The organism is Nocardioides sp. (assembly GCF_050699375.1).
In the GTDB taxonomy this organism is placed as follows: Bacteria; Actinomycetota; Actinomycetes; order Propionibacteriales; family Nocardioidaceae; genus Nocardioides.
The window spans coordinates 1-19,486 of sequence record NZ_JBOHDN010000118.1; the positions used below are offsets into that span (position 1 = coordinate 1).

16 protein-coding genes, 1 pseudogene and 1 riboswitch are annotated in these 19,486 nt (G+C 70.0%); of the genes and pseudogenes, 16 read left to right on the top strand and 1 reads right to left on the bottom strand.

Annotated features, from left to right (window positions below; genetic code table 11):
- From ACRDPS_RS08365 to ACRDPS_RS08405, 9 genes are all read left to right on the top strand, one after another.
- Positions 1 to 1,112 (top strand): aldehyde dehydrogenase family protein (locus ACRDPS_RS08365; protein WP_431501166.1); only part of this gene is annotated, 1,112 nt, incomplete at its 5' end.
- Positions 1,109 to 2,449, top strand: coding sequence for an enolase C-terminal domain-like protein (locus ACRDPS_RS08370; protein ID WP_431501167.1), 1,341 nt, complete (start codon positions 1,109 to 1,111; stop codon positions 2,447 to 2,449). The genes ACRDPS_RS08365 and ACRDPS_RS08370, both read left to right, overlap by 4 nt.
- A gap of 19 nt (positions 2,450 to 2,468) precedes the next feature.
- Positions 2,469 to 3,257: a sulfite exporter TauE/SafE family protein gene (locus ACRDPS_RS08375; RefSeq protein WP_431501168.1), complete on the top strand. Its 789-nt coding sequence runs from the start codon at positions 2,469 to 2,471 to the stop codon at positions 3,255 to 3,257.
- Positions 3,258 to 3,502: 245 nt separating this feature from the next.
- On the top strand, positions 3,503 to 3,955 hold the full coding sequence (locus ACRDPS_RS08380) for a nucleoside 2-deoxyribosyltransferase (protein WP_431501169.1): 453 nt from the start codon (positions 3,503 to 3,505) through the stop codon (positions 3,953 to 3,955).
- Entirely contained in the window at positions 3,955 to 5,034 is a 1,080-nt protein-coding gene (locus ACRDPS_RS08385; protein ID WP_431501170.1) for a thymidylate synthase, read from the top strand. The genes ACRDPS_RS08380 and ACRDPS_RS08385 overlap by 1 nt, the downstream gene beginning before the upstream one ends.
- 169 nt (positions 5,035 to 5,203) lie before the next feature.
- Complete coding sequence (locus ACRDPS_RS08390) at positions 5,204 to 6,493, top strand: MFS transporter (RefSeq protein WP_431501171.1); 1,290 nt, start codon at positions 5,204 to 5,206, stop codon at positions 6,491 to 6,493.
- Positions 6,486 to 7,721, top strand: coding sequence for an ATP-grasp domain-containing protein (locus ACRDPS_RS08395; protein ID WP_431501172.1), 1,236 nt, complete (start codon positions 6,486 to 6,488; stop codon positions 7,719 to 7,721). Before ACRDPS_RS08390 ends, ACRDPS_RS08395 begins: the two co-directional genes overlap by 8 nt.
- Complete coding sequence (locus ACRDPS_RS08400; protein ID WP_431501173.1) at positions 7,721 to 8,995, top strand: ATP-grasp domain-containing protein; 1,275 nt, start codon at positions 7,721 to 7,723, stop codon at positions 8,993 to 8,995. Before ACRDPS_RS08395 ends, ACRDPS_RS08400 begins: the two co-directional genes overlap by 1 nt.
- Before the next feature lie 9 nt (positions 8,996 to 9,004).
- Positions 9,005 to 10,225, top strand: a complete 1,221-nt coding sequence (locus tag ACRDPS_RS08405; protein ID WP_431501174.1) for an ATP-grasp domain-containing protein — start codon at positions 9,005 to 9,007, stop codon at positions 10,223 to 10,225.
- On the opposite strand, the gene ACRDPS_RS08410 is transcribed toward ACRDPS_RS08405, so the two are convergent.
- Positions 10,222 to 13,080: a BTAD domain-containing putative transcriptional regulator gene (locus ACRDPS_RS08410; RefSeq protein WP_431501175.1), complete on the bottom strand. Its 2,859-nt coding sequence runs from the start codon at positions 13,078 to 13,080 to the stop codon at positions 10,222 to 10,224. The two genes, ACRDPS_RS08405 and ACRDPS_RS08410, sit on opposite strands and share 4 nt — an antisense overlap.
- A 293-nt stretch (positions 13,081 to 13,373) precedes the next feature.
- Positions 13,374 to 13,576, top strand: a riboswitch (cobalamin riboswitch).
- Positions 13,577 to 13,646: 70 nt separating this feature from the next.
- On the opposite strand from ACRDPS_RS08410, the pseudogene ACRDPS_RS08415 reads away from it, so the two are divergent.
- The 7 genes and pseudogenes from ACRDPS_RS08415 to ACRDPS_RS08445 all read left to right on the top strand — a co-directional run.
- Positions 13,647 to 13,844: pseudogene (locus tag ACRDPS_RS08415) on the top strand (nitrite reductase); the annotation flags it as partial.
- Between the two features lie 681 nt (positions 13,845 to 14,525).
- A complete protein-coding gene (locus ACRDPS_RS08420) occupies positions 14,526 to 15,134 on the top strand; it encodes a precorrin-8X methylmutase (protein ID WP_431501181.1) in 609 nt (202 codons plus the stop codon).
- Complete coding sequence (gene cobJ / locus ACRDPS_RS08425; protein WP_431501176.1) at positions 15,131 to 16,762, top strand: precorrin-3B C(17)-methyltransferase; 1,632 nt, start codon at positions 15,131 to 15,133, stop codon at positions 16,760 to 16,762. The genes ACRDPS_RS08420 and cobJ overlap by 4 nt, the downstream gene beginning before the upstream one ends.
- Positions 16,763 to 16,868: 106 nt before the next feature.
- On the top strand, positions 16,869 to 17,636 hold the full coding sequence (locus tag ACRDPS_RS08430) for a cobalt-precorrin-4/precorrin-4 C(11)-methyltransferase (protein WP_431501177.1): 768 nt from the start codon (positions 16,869 to 16,871) through the stop codon (positions 17,634 to 17,636).
- Positions 17,591 to 18,253, top strand: coding sequence for a 5,6-dimethylbenzimidazole synthase (gene bluB / locus ACRDPS_RS08435; RefSeq protein ID WP_431501178.1), 663 nt, complete (start codon positions 17,591 to 17,593; stop codon positions 18,251 to 18,253). The genes ACRDPS_RS08430 and bluB overlap by 46 nt, the downstream gene beginning before the upstream one ends.
- A gap of 196 nt (positions 18,254 to 18,449) precedes the next feature.
- Positions 18,450 to 18,695, top strand: coding sequence for a type II toxin-antitoxin system Phd/YefM family antitoxin (locus tag ACRDPS_RS08440; protein ID WP_431501179.1), 246 nt, complete (start codon positions 18,450 to 18,452; stop codon positions 18,693 to 18,695).
- Positions 18,696 to 18,756: 61 nt separating this feature from the next.
- Positions 18,757 to 19,407, top strand: a complete 651-nt coding sequence (locus tag ACRDPS_RS08445) for an HAD family hydrolase (RefSeq protein ID WP_431501180.1) — start codon at positions 18,757 to 18,759, stop codon at positions 19,405 to 19,407.
- Positions 19,408 to 19,486: the final 79 nt, after the last annotated feature.

Here is a 19,486-nt window from a genome sequence, read left to right on the forward strand (position 1 = left end):
TCGGCGCCAGCAACTTCCCGCTCGCCTTCTCCACCGCCGGAGGCGACACCGCCTCGGCCCTGGCCGCCGGCTGCCCGGTCGTCGTGAAGGGCCACCCGGCCCACCCGCTCACCGGCTACCTGGTCGCCCAGGCCATCACCCGCGCGGTCGAGAAGGCCGGGCTCCACGCCGGCACCTTCTCCTTCCTCCTCGACACCGACTTCAAGGGCGGCATCGAGCTCGGCCAGGCCCTGGTCGTCGACCCGCGGATCAAGGCGGTCGGCTTCACCGGCTCCCGCGGCGGCGGCCTCGCGATCGCCGCGGCCGCAGCCTCCCGGCCCGAGCCGATCCCGGTCTACGCCGAGATGTCCTCGATCAACCCTGTCGTCGTCCTCCCGGGGGCCCTCGAGGATGACCCCGACGCGCTCGCCACGGCGTACGTCGGCTCGCTGACCCTCGGGTCCGGCCAGTTCTGCACCAACCCGGGCCTGCTCTTCCTCCCGAGGAGCGAGGCAGGCGACGCCTTCCTCGCCGCCGCCGGCCGGGCCACGGCCGAGGCTGTCGGCGCGACCATGCTGACCACGGGGATCGCCAAGGCGTACGAGAAGGGCACCGCCACACTCCGCGCCACCGACGGCGTGACCGTGGTCGGCGAGGGCACTGCCGGTGACACGGACGCCCCCGCGCCCCAGCTCGTCGAGGCCGCCCGGCTCGCCGGCGTGACCGACGAGGTCTTCGGCGCCTCCGGCGTCGCGGTCCGCTACGACGCCGTCGAGGACCTGCTGCCCAGTCTGGACGCCCTCGAGGGCCAGCTCACCGCGACCGTCCACGCCACCGATGCCGACAACGAGACGGCCGCCCAGGTCGTCGCCGCGCTCGAGCTCAAGGCCGGACGGATCCTCTTCAACGGCTGGCCCACCGGCGTCGAGGTCGGCCACGCGATGGTCCACGGCGGCCCGTACCCGGCCACCTCCGACTCCCGCACCACCTCGGTCGGCAGCCTCGCCATCGAGCGCTTCCAGCGCCCGGTCGCCTACCAGGACGTCCCCGCGGCCGTGCTCCCGGAGGCCGTACGCGACGACAACCCGTGGCACCTCGCCCGCCGGATCGACGGCGAGCTCCAGCTGCCATGACCACCCCAACCACTGTGCCCACCATCTCGAAGGTCGAGGTCGTACCCGTCGCGGGCCACGACTCGATGCTGCTCAACCTCAGCGGCGCGCACGCGCCGTTCTTCACCCGCAACATCGCGATCCTCACCGACTCCGAGGGACGCGAGGGTGTCGGCGAGGTCCCCGGCGGCGAGCCGATCCGGCGCACCATCGAGGAGGCCGCCGAGCTGCTCGTGAGGCAGCCCGTCACCCGCTACCGCAGCCTGCTGCGCCAAGTCGCGGACACCTACGCCGACCGCGACGCCGGTGGCCGCGGAGCCCAGACCTTCGACCTGCGTACGACGGTCCACGCCGTCACCGCGCTGGAGTCCGCGCTCCTCGATCTCGCAGGTCAGGCCCAAGGTGTGCCGGTCGCCGAGCTGCTCGGAGACGGCCAGCAGCGCGAGAGTGTGCCGATGCTCGGCTACCTCTTCTACGTCGGCGACCCCGACGAGACCGACCTGCCCTACCTGCGCGCGGAGCCGGGTGCCGCCGACGACTGGGACCGCGTCAGGAGAGAGGTCGCCCTGACCCCCGAGGCGGTCGTACGTCTCGCCGAGGCCGCCCAGGCCCGGTACGGCTTCGCCGACTTCAAGCTCAAGGGCGGCGTCCTCCCCGGCGAGGAGGAGGTCGCCGCGGTGACCGCTCTCCACGAGCGCTTCCCCGACGCCCGGATCACCCTGGACCCCAACGGCGGCTGGCCGCTCGCCGACGCGATCCGGCTGCTGGACGGCAAGGACGACGTGCTCGCGTACGCCGAGGACCCCTGCGGCGCCGAGGGCGGCTACTCGGGCCGCGAGATCATGGCCGAGTTCAAGCGCGCCACCGGGCTGCGTACCGCGACCAACATGATCGCCACCGACTGGCGCCAGATGGCCCACGCGATCCGCACCAACGCCGTCGACATACCGCTGGCCGACCCGCACTTCTGGACCATGTCGGGCTCGGTCCGGGTCGCTCAGATGTGCCACGACTTCGGGCTGACCTGGGGCTCCCACTCCAACAACCACTTCGACGTGTCGCTGGCGATGTTCACCCACGTCGGCGCCGCCGCACCGGGGGAGATCACCGCGCTGGACACCCACTGGATCTGGCAGGACGGCCAGGGGCTGACCGAGTCGCCGCTGCAGATCCGCGACGGCGCGGTGCGGGTGCCGGACGCCCCGGGGCTCGGGATCCGGCTCGACCGCGACCGGGTCGCGGCCGCGCACGAGCTCTACCTCGAGCACGGGCTCGGCGTACGTGATGACGGCGTCGCCATGCAGTATCTGGTGCCGGGATGGAGCTTCGACCCCAAACGCCCGTGCCTGGTTCGTTGACGGCCCTGAAGACAACCCGGTGAGCGCCGAGCTCGCCTGGCTCCTGCTCGCCGGCGTCGGAGCCGGCCTGACCGGCTCGGTGGCGGGTCTGGCCTCGCTGGTGAGCTATCCGGCTCTGCTGGCCGCCGGCCTGCCGCCGGTGGTCGCGAACGTGACGAACACGGTCGCGATGTTCGGCGTCACCGGCGGCGCGATCGCGGGCTCGCGCACCGAGCTGCGCGGTCAGGGCCGCCGGATCGTGGGGCTGGCCGTCGCTTCGTTCCTCGGCGGTGGCGCGGGCGCCACCCTGCTGCTCACCACTCCCGCCGAGGCCTTCGAGACAATCGTCCCGTGGCTCGTTGGTGCCGGCGCGGTGCTCCTCCTGTTCCGTGACCGGATCCGGACCTGGGCCGCTGCGCGTGCGGCCGCCCGGCCGCGGTCCGGGCCGCTGGACACCGAGGCGCGCCGTACCTCTGGTCGGGCGTTCGGCTGGGGAGCGGTCGTGTTCGTGCTGGGCATCTACGGCGGCTACTTCGGCGCGGGCGTCGGCATCATCGCGCTCGCCGCCCTGGCACTCGAGCGCACCGAGGCGATCGCGGTCACCAACGCGGTCAAGAACGTCGCCACCGGCGTCGCCAACGGCACGGCCGCGATCGCGTACGTCTTCTTCGCTCCGGTCGACTGGCCCGCCGCGCTCGCCCTCGGCGCCGGCGCCGTGCTCGGTGGCTTCCTGGGGCCCGCGATCGTCCGGGTCGCGCCCGAGCGCCCGCTGCGCTGGCTCGTCGGTCTCGCCGGGCTCGGTCTCGCGGTGCACCTGGCGACCAGCTGAGCGTCCTCCCCAGCGTCCTCCCGGGCGAGGGGCGAGGCCGTAGCAGCGTTGGTCAGCTCTGCCGCCTTACGCGTGAACCCGCTCCTCACCTGCGGAATCGCGCGGCGACGGTCCTTGGGGGTAAAGCCCATAAGGCGTAGGTAAGGGTCGGATAAGTCCGAGATAGCAGTGTCGTTCCTGCACATCTCGGGCGCCACGATCAGAAGTCAGCTTGCGTGGCGTCCCTCCATTTCGAGGAGGTTCACATGAAGCATCTGCCCAACTCGCACAGACACACCTACTACTTTGCCGGGTCCATCCGTGGCGGTCGTGAGGATGTCGCCCGCTACCAGGAGATCATCGAGTGGCTGAAGGTCTCCGGCGATGTGCTCACCGAGCATGTCGGCGACTACAGCCTGTCCTTGAAGGGACAGACGCACTTCGACGACACCTTCATCCATGACCGCGACCTCAGCTGGCTCCGCCAGGCCGACTGCGTGGTCGCGGAGACGACGCACACCAGTCTCGGTGTCGGATACGAGATCGCGATGGCTGCGACGTACCAGATCCCGGTCTTCGCCCTGCATCGTCCCGACAAGAGCTCGTTGTCGGCGATGATCGGCGGCTGCGCGAGCGTCACGGTGCTCGAGTACGACGAGGTGGCCGACGGGCTCGAACAGCTGGAGAAGGTCATGTCCGAACGGCTGAGGGCCGCCTGATGCCGCGCAACCTGAGCGACGCGCTGATCGGCGTCCTACGCGATGTGACCAAGGGCGGCGAGGACGTGCTCGCCCGTGGACAGCAGCAGCGCGAGATCCGAGGCCATGTGCAGACGATCGCCCGCCCCAACGAGCGGGTCCTGATCCTCCCCGGACGAGCCAACAACATCTTCGCCCAGATCGCGGAGACCGCGTGGGTGATGGCCGGCCGTGACGACATGGACTTCCTGGTCCGCTACCTGCCGCGCGCGGCAGAGTTCTCCGACGACGGCCGGCGGTGGCGCGCGGCCTACGGTCCGCGCCTGCGAAGCTGGGGCGGCAAGGTCGACCAGTGTGCCGAGGTCGTCGCCCGGCTTCAGGAGGACCCGTTCACCAAGCGTGCCGCGATGTCGATCTTCGACCCCGGAGTCGACTACTGCGACACCCTCGACGTGCCGTGCAACAACTGGTTGCACTTCCTGCAGCGTAAGAACCAGCTGCACACCTCGGTCGCGGTCCGAGCCAATGACGCGATCTGGGGCTTCAGCGGCATCAACGTCTTCGAGTGGAGCGTCCTGCAGGAGCTGATCGCGAGCTCGATCGGCGCCGATGTCGGCGAGATGCACTGGTACGTCGGCTCCATGCACGTCTACGACCGCCACTACCGCGTGGCCGAGAAGATCCTCCGCAACCCGAATCCGTTGAGCGTGTACGACTTCGGGGTCCGTCCGCTACCGATCACCACCTCCATCGCGGGCCTGGACGAGGTGCTGGACACCTTCATGCGTGCGGAGGCGCGGGCGCGCGTCGGCGACTACACGAGCGCGGCCGAGGAGATCGACGACCCGTTCTTCAGCGCGTCGCTGACGATGCTCAACGCCTACAACATGCTCCTCAACGACTGCGGACATGGTCGGATCATCGAGGAGCTGGCCAAGCTCCCGGAGAGCGATCTACGCCTCGCCGCGGTCGAGTATCTGACCCGCCGCACCGACACCGACTTCGGGCGCGAGCTATCGCTCACGCCCCGGGAGCGGGGCTTCCTGGCCCACCACGTGAGGGTCTCCTCCGAGGTGAGCCTCACGACCTCGGTGGCCTAGGCAGTGTCCCGGGTGGCGCGCCGTCCTCAGGGTCGTCGCGCCACCCGGACAGACCCCGGACAAACCCCGGACCACCCACGTACGGCAAGCGTAAGCCGATCGTAAGTGCCTGCGATCAGGCTTGGTTGGTCGAGCGTTCCCTCGTCAACCAAAAGGAGGAATCGAGCAAGTGAGCGACACAACACGTACGCGACCCGCCGCGAAGAGCTCAAGGATGTCGGCTGCGCTCGGCCTGCCGAACCTGAAGGGCAACGAGAAGTTTCTCGCTGCCAACCTGATCGACTCGCTGGGCAACGGCACGATGCTCGCGTTCCAGATCGTGTTCTTCATCATGACGACCGATCTGAACGCCGCCCAGGTCGGCGGCGCGGTCACCGCGGCGCGTCTGATCAGTCTCCCGGCCCCGGTCCTCATCGGTCCGGTGATGGATCGGTTCGGCGCCAGGACCGTGATGACCGGCGGGAACGTCATCTCCGCGATCGCGTTCGTGGGGTTCCTCGCCGCCGACCAGATCTGGTCGGTGATCGCGACCGGACTGCTCGTCCAGGTCGGCTCGTCGATGTTCTGGACCGCGCAGGGAGCGTTGGTCGGGCTGGCCGCGCAGGGTGCGGACCGAACCCGCTGGTTCGGCCTCATCCGGGTGCTCCGCAACATCGGTCTCGGGGCAGGAGGGGCGCTCGCCGCCGCTGCGCTCGCCATCGGCGGCCCATCCGGCCTGACCTGGCTCGTCGTCCTGAACGCGGTCTCCTTCGCGGTCGCGGCCTGGCTGATCCACACCTGGCGAGTCTCCGACCGTTCCCCGGGACCGACCGCACCCGCGGAGGCGGGGACGGACGGCACCGAGGGTGGCAGCGGACGAGAGGCCGCGACGTACGCCGACGTACTTCGCGACCGTCGGTATCTGACCCTCGTCGCGGCCAACCTCGCCTTCGTGCTGGCCAGCATGGTGCTGAGCATCCTGCTCACCGTCTACGTCGTCGAGGCCCTCGACGAGGGAGCCTGGCTCGGTGGCGTGCTCCTGCTCATCAACACGCTCGCGGTCATCTTCACCCAGACCATCGTGACCAAGCGGACAGAGCGGGCGAGGCCGGTCACCGTCCTCGCCACGGCCGCCGCAGTCAACGCGGTCGCGTTCGTCGCGTTCAGCCTGGTGGGGGCGGCGCCCGACGGGCTCGTCCTGGCCGGCCTCGTCGCGGCCACACTGATCTTCACGCTGGGGGAGATGCTCTCGGCCCCGAGCATGTCGGAGCTCAGCGTCACCCTCGCCAGCGAGGCGGCTCGGGGACGCTATCTCGGCCTGTTCCAGCTGAGCTGGGGCGTCGGGATGGCCATCGCCCCGGTCATGTTCATGACCCTCTTCGACGTCTCGAGCACGCTCCCGTGGCTCGTCCTCGCCGGCCTGATGCTCGTCACCATCCCTCTGCTTCTCATGCTCGGAAAGGACCGCAGTCATGTCTGAATCGATCCTGGTGCTCGGCGCTCAGAGCGCCGCTGCGAAGGACTTGTTGATCGCGGCCCGCGAGATGGGCCTGATCGTGCACCTGGCCACCCACGAGAGTGTCTGGAACTCCTACCCGGACGATCTCCGTGCCCGCGTGGACCATGTCGTCTTCACCAACTTCGCGGCGCCGGCGGGCGCCGTCGACGAGCTCGTGCGCTACGTACGCGCACACGGGATCAGCGGAGTGGTGACGGGCTGGGAGTTCCTCGGCCCGATGGCGACCATGACCGCTGCCGGGGCCGGCCTTCCGGGCCACGACGAGGCTCAGGCGATGGACGTACGCAACAAGTGGCACATGGCCAACCGGCTCCGCTCCGCGGGGGTTCCGCACCCGGCGACCGCCGTCGCCACCTCCGCCGAGTCGCTGCTCGACGCCGCGACGGCTGCCGGACTCGAGCTGCCGTTCGTCGTCAAACCCTCCGAGAACGCCGGGTCGGTGGCGGTCTCGGTGGTCGAGGAAGACTCCGCGGTCCCACAGGCGTACCGAGCTGCCGGCAGCTGGAGCCACGAGTTCCCGCACGGCATCCCGCTCGACACCTCGGTCCTGGCCCAGCAGTACGTCGGAGGGCCCGAGGTCAGCGTCGAGTCCTTGGTGCACCGAGGCAGGGTCCATCACCTCTCGGTGACCGCGAAGGACACCACGAGCGGAGCGATCCGAGAGGAGATCGGCCACACCGTTCCCGCGCTGCTCGACGAGGAGGTCAAGACCGAGCTGCTCACCACGGTCACCGCGGCGCTGGATGCTCTGGGCATCACCAACGGGGTCGCGCACACCGAGGTGAAGCTGCCACCCGACGGCCCACCGACGATCATCGAGGTCGGCGCCCGGCCACCAGGCGGCTACATCATGCGCGTGATCAAGCACGCGATCGGCGTCGACATGGCCCAGCTCTACCTCGAGGTCGCCCTGGGCCGGGAGCCGAGGATCAGCGCATCGGCAACACCGCAGGTCGCCGCGATCCGGTTCCTGACGACGGACCGGATCGGGGAGTTTCAGGGCATCTCGGGCGACCCGGTGGATGACGAGCTGTTCGAGATCGAGACCTACCTGCGTGCGGGGGAGTACGTCGGCAACGACTACGAGACCTGGACCCGGATCGGGCACGTCATCATCACCGGTGCCGACCACGACGAGGTCGCCGTGATGGCGCGCCACGTCGACAAGATCGAGATCGCGGTGAACTGATGACACGGATCGCATTCACCCGCAGCATCGAGCTGTCCCAGACCAGACCCTGGCTCGCGGAGCTCGTGACGAAGGGCTGCCAGAACGGCGACGAGTTCGCGCTCTTCTACACCGACGGTCCCGTGAGCGAGGTCGACTTCCCCGGCGAGAAGTTCGAGATCGACCCGAGCACGAGCCCTGGCGAGCTGGTCGGCCGGATCCTCGAATGGGGTCCTGACCTGGTCGTCTCCCTGTCGATCCCGGACGAGAACGCCATCCGGGACTCGGTTGCCGCGGCCATGCTGCGCGGGCACGGGATTCCTGCCGTCATGCATCCGATCGACATGACCGTCATGCTCTCGGACAAGGCACGGACCAAGACCCTGCTGGAGAGCGCCCGGGTGCCGGTGCCGCCCTCGTTCTCGGTCGACGGCGACCTCCTCAACGGGCGTGCCCAGGCCGTGCCGGGCTATCAGGACGCGATCGTGCATCGTGCGGAGTCGCTCGGATACCCGCTGATCGTCAAGCCGCTGTGGGCCTGCCTCGGGCAGGGGATGACCGTGCTCCGCGACGCTGGCGATCTCGCCGCCTGGCTCGAGGAGCCGCACGACGGGAACGTCCTGATCGAGAAGTTCATCGTCGGCGAGCTGGTCAGCGTCGAGATGGTCGGCGACCAGACGTCGGTGATGATCCAGCCTCCGCTGTGGATGGGGACGACCGGGGACGGCCCGGTCTTCACCTTCGAGCGGGTGCGGTACGCCGCGCCGAGGTGCGACGCGGACAAGCAGCTGCGGACGGTGACCTGGCAGGTCGCCCACCTCGTCCAGCGCATCGGGATCGCCGGCGCCGTCGATCTCGACCTGGTCTGGGACGGTGAGCAGGCCTGGGTGCTGGAGATCAACCCCCGAGTCTCCGGAGCGACGACCCTGTCGGTCGCGGCCTCCTCGCAGAACACCTACGAGGCGCTGGTCTCGATCGGCAGGTCGGAGTGGGACGGCCCGGGGAAGTGGCATGCGGAGCGCACCGCGATCGCGGCGCAGATCCCGCTCCTTCGAGGCGCCGACCACCTCCTCGCCGAGACGATGACCCTGGTCAGGACCGCGACCTACCACGTCGAGGGGCGGGAGCTTCCCAACGTCGTGGTGAAGATCGACCCGGACCGGCTCCCGGCCGCGTCGGCGGCATTCACCCGGGCCCTGTCCGAGGGAGTCATCTCCGTGGACGTCCATCGCCAGATCCAGCGTATGGCGATGTCCATCGGCCCGACGGAACAGTCACTACGAGTAGCGATCTGAGGTTTCTTCATGCGTGAGACGATCCTGGTCATCGGAAGTGGCTACGCCACCTTCAGGGAGTACGCCCTCTCCGGGCTCTCCGATTCCTTCGACGTGGTCATGATCCTGCGGACCGAGCCCGACTGGCAGCGCAGCTGGATCACCGACCACCGGGTGGCTGATCTGTCCGACCCGCTCGCGGTGCTCGCCGCCGCCCGCCATCTCGCCTCCGAGCACCCGGTCTCGGGGGTCCTCACCTGGGAGGAGAAGCTCCTGGAGACCGCTGCGGGGGTCGGCGACGCCCTGGGGCTGCCCGGACTGCCGTCGTCGGCCGCCAAGGTGGCCCGCGACAAGTTCCTGCAGCGCTCCGTCTTCGAGCTCCAGGACGTACCGTCGGCCAGGTTCCGGGTGGTCACCCGGGTCGACGAGGCGACGGCGTTCGCCGAGGCCGTCGGCTACCCCGTGGTGGTCAAGCCCCGGGGCCAGGCGGCGAGCGTCGGCGTGCAGATCGTCCACAGCGGCGAGGCGCTGGAGGCCGCTCTGGCCTTCGCCACGGCCAGCGAGGTGCCTGGTCGCGACGGCGGGGTCCTGGTGGAGGAGTTTCTCGCCGGCCAGGAGATCTCGGTCGACTGCTGGTGCGTCGGCGGCCAGGTCGAGCCGTATGCCGTCGCGCTCAAGCAGATCGGGTTCGCGCCATACTGCGAAGAGGTCGGCCACGTCGTCGGGGACGTGCTCGAGCCGAGCCTGCTCAAGGAGGTCGCAGAGGTCGTCCGGGCTGCGAACCGGGCCGTCGGCGTGACGAACGCGCTCACCCACACCGAGGTCATGCTCACCGAGGACGGCCCGCGCATCGTCGAGGTCAACGCCCGCCTGGGCGGTGAGCTCATCCCGTGGCTCGCTGAGATGATGCGGCCCGGGCTGAGCGTGGGCACCATGCTGGGCGACGTCACCGTCGGCCGTGCCCCCGACGTACTTCCAGAGATCGACACGATGCACGGCGTGCGGTTCCTCTATCCCGCCGCCGATCTGGTGCTGGACTCGCTCGTCCTCCCCGAGGAGATCGCGGTCGCGGACTGGCTGGTCGCCTCGCGGCAGGTGCGCGAGCGTGGGGAGACGCTTCGGCTGCCTCCCCGAGCCTTCCTGGACCGGGCGGGGTACGCCGTCGTCACCGGCGCCGACCGGACGCAGGTCGAAGCCCGCATGGCAGCGGTCGCGGACGCCTGCCGGGTGGTCGGAGAGCCGGCCGTCTAGATCTCCGATCGCGTGCGCTCGGCACGGTCCAGGTCGGCGAGCAGGCGCGCAGCCCGCTCCCGCTCGGCATAGAGGCTCAGCTCGGTCGCCTCCGCGCGGACGCCCTTCAGCAGCGTACTGGCCTCCTCGATCTCGCCCAGGTCGAGGAGGGCGGACGCGAGCTCGTTGAGCATGCGAAGCCTCAGGTCGGGGTCGTGCCAGTCGTGGCCCTGGTCGCGGAGCGCGATGAGCTGGGACCGGGCCGCGCAGGCATCGCCCTGGACCCGGGCGAGCCTCGCCCGTGCGACCAGCGCCACCACCCGGCACCAGTCGTAGCCCAACGTCGAGGAGACGGTCAGCGAGGCAGTCAGCGCGTCCTCGGCCTCTTGGAAGTGACCCTGGTCGATGCGGACCTGTGCCAGGTCTGCCAGCGCGACCGCCTCGCCGAACCGGCTGCGTCCCCGCCGGCTCAGGTCGATCGCGGCCAGCTGATACTTCGCGGCCTCCTGGTCGTGTCCCTGGCGCCAGGCCACGAACCCGAGCGAGTTGGAGACATCGCCCGCGTGCCCGGCAGCGCCAGCGCCGGTGAAGATGTCGAAAGCCCTGGTCAGATAGCTCTGCGCATCGTGGTAGTTGCCCGATCGCTCCGCGATGACGCCCAGCGCCGAGAGCCCCTCGGCCATCAGCTGGGTCTCGTCGGTGCGGGCCAGGATCTCGATCGCCGTACGCAGGGACGCCTGTGCCGCCGACCGGTCCGTGCTCCACACGGCGGCCTGACCGAGGCCGACGAGGCTGGCCGCGACACCGATCGAGCTGCCGATCCGTTGACACGCGTTGGCAGCGTGTCGCTGGCAGTCCATCCAGTCCTGGACGAGGCGGAGGGCGTAGAAGCAGTTGCGCAGATAGAACGAGATCTGGAAGGTCTCGATCTCGAAACCGTGCGCCTCTTGGCGAACCACGCCGAGCAGGAGCTCTCGCTCGGTCAGGAACCACGCCAGCGGGTTGGCCGTCACCTCGGTGGGAGCCTTCGCATCACGCTCCACGACGGCGAGCTCCTCGGGCAGCGGTGTCGCGCGCCCATGGGCGCGGTCCATGGCGCCGGCAGCGGCGACGGTCGCGTTCACGACATAGCGGAACAGGCCACGAGTGGCGTCGTCGACGTCGTCGCCGAAGTGACTGTCCCGGGCTGCCGTCGCGTAGTCCCGGATGAGGTCGTGGAAGGCATATCGCCCGCCGGGGCGCTGCTCCAGAAGGTGACGGTGAGAAAGAGCGCGTACGAGCTGGCGTGCGGTGACCTCGTCGACGCCGAGCACGGCGCCGGCGAGGCCTGCGGAGAAGGTGGGCCCCGGGATCAGGCTGAGCAGAGTGAAGGCGCGGGCGAGCTTCGGGTCCAGACCGGTGAAGCTCTGGTCCACCACCGCCCGCCAGCTGGCCGTGGGGTCATCACCGATCGAGAGAACGTCCAGCGGCGCGGCCTCGATGTCCCGGATCAGCTCTGAGACGGAGACCTGGAAGTCGCGAAGGTGGGAGAGCGCGATCCGGATGGTCAGCGGGATCCGACCGCACACCCGCACCAGATCGGGCAGAAGGTCGGGTTCGTCGACGGCCTGCTGGGCGAGCAGGGCACTCGCCAGGTCGAGCGCGCTTCGCGGAGCCAGCGGGGACAGCGCCACCCGCTTCGCCCCGGTCTTCGCCACCAGCCCGGAGAGCGAGACGCGGCTGGTGATGATGACCGTGCAGTCCCCGCCCAGGAGCAGCGGCCGCACCTGTTCGGCGCTGGCCACGTTGTCGAGAACCACCAGAAGTCGCTTCCCGGCCGCAAGAGTGCGCAGTCGCGCGCTCGCCTGGTCGACGTCTGAGGGGATCGAGCTGTTCGTCAGGCCCAACGACAGGAACAGGCTCGCCAACGCGTCAACCGGAAGGACGGGCTGGCGGGCATCGAACCCACGCAGGTTCAGGTAGACCTCGCCGTCGGGATGGTCACCGGCCAGCAGCTGGGCCAGCTGCTCGGCCAACGCGGTCTTGCCGACCCCGCCAGGCCCGGTGATGACCAGCAGCCCCCGGCGTCCCTGACCCAGCCAGCTGCTTCGCAGGTCGTCGATCTCTGCTTCCCGCCCGACGAACACGTTGGCTGTCGGTGGCAGCTCATGCGGGACCGTCACGCCCGACGTGACCGGCTCACTCTCCCGCAGGATCGCCAGGAAGGCTTCCTGCAGGTCGGCGGAGGGACTTGCCCCGAGAGTCTCGACGAGCTCGCTGCGGGTGCTCTCGTACAGCCTCAGTGCTTCGGCCGGCACGCCCGCGGCCGCGTAGGCCCGCATCAGGAGCCCGACGGCACTCTCCCGCAGCGGCTCCTGGGTGACGACGGGGGCCAGCTCGGAGATCGCCCGGGTGGGAGTCGTCTCGATGGCCAGCTCGGCCCAGGCCTCGAGCGTGTGCAACCGCTCCTGGGCCGCCCGGGACGCCGGGATCCCGATCAGCTCCAGCGGGCCGCGCCACAACGAGATCGCGCTCGCCAGCTCTTCGAGCCGGGGTGCTCTGCCGCCCGTGGAGACGAGCGACCGGAACTCTGCGTAGTCGGACTCGAACGCGTCGTCGTCCAAGCGGTAGCCGCCAGGCACCCGTTCGATGACGGGCCCGAGCTTGGCGCGCAGCTGGGTCACGAGCACCTGGATCCGGTTGCGGCTCGTCGGCGGAGGATCCGCTTCCCAGAGCTGTGCCTCGATCTCGGACGTGCTCGCCGTGGAGCCCGGCGCCACGACCAGGCTCGCCAGGAGGACACGCTGCATCGGCGCGAGGGCGACCTCGGATCCGTCGAGCACGGCGACGACCGGCCCGAGCACCTCGAGGCGGAGCCTCCCCGTCATCGCCCGCATGCAGGGGCAGGCTGTGTCATCGGACCTGAACGCCGCGAACGCACGCCGGCCAGTCCTTCACTCCCGGCCCGAATGGTCTCGCCGTCAGGCGCGGACACAACCGATGTAGCCACCACATGCACTCCCCGATGCGCTTGAGTCACTCCTGCGGCCAGCTTCCCGCGCGGAACGTTATATGTACCTGGGGGCATCCGCGACCGTTTCACGACGGAAATATGCCGGTGACCTTCTTGGACCGGCAAGCCCATATCGCCGGACGGCAGCGAGCAATTTCGGCGCCGTGTCCGCGAGTCGGTAGTCTCGCCCCTGCCAGTCGTACTCCATGCCTGATGGGGTCAGGGAACCCGGTGAGAGTCCGGGACTGACGCGCAGCGGTGAGGATGACGGGCGGGGCACGCTCTCCCCTGGGAGGGCAGCCACTGGAGCCTGGCTCCGGGAAGGCGCTCCGCACCGATCGATTCCGAGTCCGAAGACCTGCTGGCTCTGGTGACATCCGTCGCCAGGTCACCACGTGCCCCGCGCCGCAACACCAACATCGGGCACATGACGCAGAGCAGGTGCCCCTGATGTCGCGAGTCCGAACCGATCGGTGCCCGGGGGTCGGCCGTCCATGGCCGGCCGAGGACGGTCTGCTGGTGCGACTCCGCCTGATCGGCGGGTCCGTGTCCACCGCGGCACTGCTCTCGCTGGTCGACGTCGCCGAGACGTACGGCGACGGGCGGGTCCATCTCACCGGCCGCGCCAACCTCCAGGTCCGTGGTCTGCCATCCGCCGACGGCGCGCTTCCCGGCGAGGTGCTGACCGCGCTGAAGGCGACCGGTCTGGTGCCGGCGCAGACCCACGAGCTCGTACGCAACGTGATGGTCTCCCCGCAGACCGGGCTCGCCGGGGGACTGGCCGACCTGCGCGGCGTCGCCGCGTCCCTGGACCGGCTGCTCTGCTCCTCTCCACGACTGGCCGCGCTGCCGGGGCGGTTCCTCTTCGTGCTCGACGACGGTCGCGGCGACCTGGTCTCGCGGGAGTGCGACCTCGGGCTGGTGGCGCTGTCCGCCGCCGAGGGTCAGCTTCGGGTCGGTGAGTCGTGGGGTCCGGTCGTACCGCTCACCGAGGCCGCGTCTCGGCTGGCCGCGCTCGCCTCGCGCTTCCTGGACGTACGTGGTGGGGGGCTGTCCGCGCCCTGGCACGTCGCCGAGCTCGACTCGACGCTCGTCGAGCCGGTCGCGGCCGACGCTCGGGTGCCGGCGCCCACCGACACGCTGGCCTTCGGACGGGTCCTCGGCGGCGAGCATGTCGCCGCCGCCGACGGTGTCCTGGACCGGGCCGCGATCGAGGCGCTGGCGGAGCGGGAGCCGGCGGTGGTGGTGACACCGTGGCGTGGCGTACTCGTCCCGGCACCGAAGGTGCGCCCGACCCGGCGCTACGACTACATCGACCAAGGGCCGGCGATCTACGTCGACTCCTTCGCGACCATCCGGCGCGAGGCAGATCTCTCCGCCGTCCCTGCCGACGCCGAGCGGCTCGCGGTGCGGATGATCCACGGCAGCGGACAGGTCGATCTCGCCGCTGACCTGGTCATCCACCCCGACCTGGTGAAGGCCGCACGTGGTGCGCTGGAGGCCGGGGCGCCGATCCTGTGCGACGCGACGATGGTCGCGACCGGAGTCACCCGCACCCGGCTGCCGCGGGAGAACGAGGTGCTCTGCATGCTCGGTGACGACCGGGTCCCGGCGCTGGCCCGATCCTGGGAGACCACCCGGACCGCCGCCGCGCTGTCGCTGTGGGAGCCCTATCTGGAGGGTGCGGTGGTCGCCATCGGCAACGCTCCGACGGCGCTGTTCCACCTGCTCGAGATGATCCTCGACGGCGGTCCACGCCCGGCCGCGATCGTCGGCTGCCCGGTCGGCTTCATCGGCGCCGCCGAGTCCAAGGAGGCCCTCGCCGCCTTCGCCGACGAGCACGGCATCGACATCCCGTACGTCACCGTCCGCGGCCGTCGCGGCGGCTCCGCGATGACCTCGTCCGCCCTCAACGCACTGGCTCAGGAGAAGGAATGACTGGCTCAGCTGGAACGACCGGGGATGTACGCGGCCGGTTCGCCGTCGTCGGCATCGGTCCGGGCGACCCCGAGCTGATCACGCTCAAGGCCGCCCGGCTGATCGGCGCGGCGCCGGTGATCGCCTACCACGCGGGCGTACGCAAGCAGTCCCACGCCCGCCGGATCGCGTCATCACTGATCCCTGCCGGGGCGATCGAGGAGGAGCTGCGCTACCCGGTCACCACCGGGACCACCTCGCACCCGGGTGGCTATGTCGGGGCGATGGCCGAGTTCTACGAGTCCTGCGCCGTCCGGCTCTCCGCTCATCTCGACGCCGGCCGCGACGTGGTCCTGCTCGCCGAGGGCGACCCGCTCTTCTACGGTTCCTCGATGTATCTCCACGACCGCTTCAAGGAGATCTACTCCACCGAGGTCGTGCCAGGTGTGCCCGCCTTCGCGGCCGCGACCGCCGCGGTGTCCACGCCGCTCGTACGCCAGACCGACGTGCTCACCGTCCTCCCCGGCACCCTGCCCGAGCCCGAGCTCGCCCGCCGCCTGGCCGACACCGAGGCCGCGATCATCATGAAGCTCGGCCGGACCTTCCCCGCCGTACGCTCCGCGCTCGCGGCCGCCGGCCGCCTCGACGGTGCCTGGTATGTCGAGCGGGCCTCGCAGCCCGAGGAGCGCTGGCTCCCGGTAGCCGACGTCGACCCGTCCTCCGTGCCCTACTTCTCGCTCATCGTCGTTCCCGGCGACACCGCCCCCGCGCCCGCTGCGGCGAGGCTGCGGCAGACCCCGGCCCCGGGAAGGTCATCGGTGGTCGAGCTTGTCGAGACCCAGTCCCCGGTGTTCGAGCTCTCGTCCCCGGTGGTCGAGGTCTCGTCTCCGGTGGTCGAGCTTGTCGAGACCTCCGAGAGCGGGGAAGTCCTGATCGTCGGCCTGGGCCCCGGCCCCGACGAATGGCTGACCCCCGAGGTCACCACAGCGTTGTCCGAGGTGGACCATGTCGTCGGTTACGGCCCGTACGTCAACCGCGTCCCGCAACGCGAAGGGCTGCGGCGGCACGCGTCGGGCAACACCGTCGAGGTCGACCGCGCCCGGCAGGCGCTGGACCTGGCGCTCGCGGGGGAGCGGGTCGCCGTCGTCTCCGGCGGCGACGCCGGCGTGTTCGGGATGGCTTCGGCCGTCTTCGAGGCCGCCGAGGATCCCACCTATTCCGCCGTACGCATCCGGGTGCTGCCCGGCGTCAGCGCCGTCCAGGCGGTGGCTGCCCGCGCCGGGGCTCCGGTCGGCGCCGACTTCGCGGTGATGTCCCTCTCGGACCGGCTCAAGCCGTGGGTCGTGGTCGAGGAGCGGCTGCGGGCGGTGGCGCAGGCCGACCTCGTTCTCGCCATCTACAACCCGGCCTCACGCTCCCGCACCGAGCAGATCGCGACCGCCCGCGACGTACTCCTCGAGCAGCGCAAACCCGACACCGTCGTCATCGTCGGCCGTGACATCGGGCGCGCGGAGGAGTCGCTGACCGTGACCACTCTCGGCGAGCTGGATCCCGATTCGATCGACATGAAGTGCCTGGTCATCGTCGGCGCGAGCTCCACCCGCGTGACCGAGGCAGGGCAGGTCTGGACGCCGAGGTACGTCAGGTGAGGGGCTGCGCCTTCGTCAAGGTATGCAGCCCAAGGCACACATCCCGTGCGGAGTTCCGCGAGGGAAGCGGTCCTTTCCCTGCATACCTTGATGGAGGAACCAGCTCATGACCGTCCACTTCGTAGGCGCCGGCCCGGGCGCGGCCGACCTGCTCACCGTGCGCGCGACCAGGCTGCTCGCAGCGGCAGATGTGGTGCTCTATCCCGGCACCTACCTCGATCCCGAGGTGTTGGCGCACTGCAGCCCCGATGCCGAGCTGGTCGATACCCAGGGCCTCGATCTCGACGAGATCACCGCCACGATCGTGGCCGCGGCGATCGCGGACAAACAGGTCGTGCGCCTCACCTCCGGTGACCCCTCGATCTACTCCGCGCTCTTCGAGCAGACCCGGCGCCTGGCGGCCGCGGGAGTCGCCTGGGAGGTGACGCCCGGCGTCCCCGCCTACGCGGCCGCGGCAGCCAAGGTCGGGTCCGAGCTGACCGTGCCGCTGGTGAGCCAGTCGGTGGTGCTGACCCGCACCCAGGCGCGCTCCTCGGCGATGCCGGAGACCGAGACCCTCGCTGCGTTCGCGGCGACCCGGGCCACCCTCGTGCTCCATCTCGCGATCACCCGGATCCGCGGGCTGATGGCCGAGATCGAGCCGGAGTACGGCGCGGACTGCGCGGTCGTGGTCGTCTTCCGCGCCAGCCAGCCGGGCGAGCAGGTGCTGCGCGGCACGGTCTCGACGATCGCCGACGTGGTCGAGGGGGCCGGTCTGCGCCAGGCGGCCGTCATTCTCGTCGGCCGTGCGCTGACCGCCGTCGGGGACGGTGGCGAGGGCGGGGAGTCATGGCTCTACGCCGCGCACCGCGACCGGAGCGGGGCTGGCAGCTGATGGAGCTCTATGACGCGATCAACCGCCGCCGGGACACCCGCGCCGAGTTCACCGGTGAGCCGGTCGACCCCGCCGTGCTCGAGCGGGTGCTCTCAGCCGCCCACGCGGCGCCGAGCGTCGGCATGACCCAGCCATGGGACTTCGTGCTGGTGCGCTCGGCCGAGACGCTGCGTACGTTCCGCGAGCACGTCGCCACCGAACGCGAGGTCTTTGCCGACTCGCTGGCGGGGGAGCGGTCGGAGACGTTCTCGAAGATCAAGATCGAGGGGATCTGCGAGTCCGGGCTAGGCGTGGTCGTCGGCTACGACCCGACCCGCGGCGGCTCCCAGGTGCTCGGCCGCCACGCGATCGCCGACGCCGGCCTCTACTCGACCGTCCTCGCCATCCAGAACCTGTGGCTCGCCGCCACCGCCGAGGGCCTCGGCGTCGGCTGGGTCAGCTTCTACCGCGAGGAGTTCCTGCGCTCCCTGGTCGGGCTGCCCGACCACGTACGTCCGGTTGCCTGGCTCTGTGTCGGTCAGGTCGTCGGTGTGCCCGATGCCCCCGACCTGGAGCGCTTCGGCTGGCGCCACCGCTCCGCGCTCTCGACGGTGGTGCACGAGGAGAGGTTCGGGTAGGCGATCGGATCAAGGCGCGAAGGCCAGTCTTACGCCACTTTAGGCCATAAAGTGGCGTAAGGGAGGGCTGTGAACCCCGGGTCGGGACTACCGGATCGTTTACGACGTCGCAGACGCTGTACGCATCGTCACCGTGAGTCACGTCGGCCACCGCCGCGAGGTCTACCGCAACATCTAGCCAGGAAGGACAGCCACCATGGACCGCATCGTCCCCATCAGCGAGGCCCGGGCCTCCCTCGGCGAGCTCGTCACCGAGACCGCCGACCACCCGGTCTACCTCCTCCGCCATGGCAAGCCCGTGGCCGTGCTGCTCGACGCCGCCAAGTACGAGCGCCTTCTCGACCACATCGAGGACCTCGAAGACACGCTCGCCGTGCTCGAGGCACGTAGCAACCCCGACGCCGTCCCGTTCGAACCACTCAGCCGCGCCGAGGCCTCCTGAGCTGGGACTGTACGTTCAACGGTGTAACTCCTGTGACAGGAGTGACTGATGATGAACGACGGTGAGCAGCGTGAAGAAGTACATCCTCTTCGACCATGACGGTGTTCTGGTGGACACCGAGCTCTGGTATTTCAGGGCCGGCGAACGAGCCTTGGCGGAGATCGGTGTGGTGCTCGACCAGGAGCAATACCTCCGCGACATGAGCCAGGGGCTGGGCACCTGGGACCTGGCCCGAGCAGCCGGCATCGATGAGGTGGTCATCGACAGGCAGAGGGAGGCGCGGGACGCCTATTACCAAGAGTATCTGCGGACCGAGGCGATCGAGATCGATGGAGTCGTCGACGCGCTCACCGAGCTGTCGCAGTACGTCCGGATGGCCATCGTGACGACGGCGAAGCGGGCCGACTTCGACCTCATCCACCGAGCCCGGCAGATCACCGGGTTCATGGACTTCGTGCTGGTCCGTGAGGACTACGACCGCCCCAAGCCGCACCCGGAGCCGTACCTGGCCGGGCTGAAGCGGTTCGGTGCGACCCGTGACGAGACGCTCGTCGTCGAGGACTCGTCCCGAGGGCTCGCGTCGGCCGTCGCCGCCGGCATCGACTGTGCGGTCGTACGCAACGGCTTCACCGCGACACAGGACCTCTCGGGAGCAACCCATCGGATCGACACCTTGGCCGAGCTCGCGAGCATCGTCCGCGGGTGCGGGTAGCGCTCTGCGCCGCCGTGATCGAGGAAGGCCGGGCCTGGAGCCGAGCGAAAACTTGTCACGCGCGTGACAAGTTTTCGCT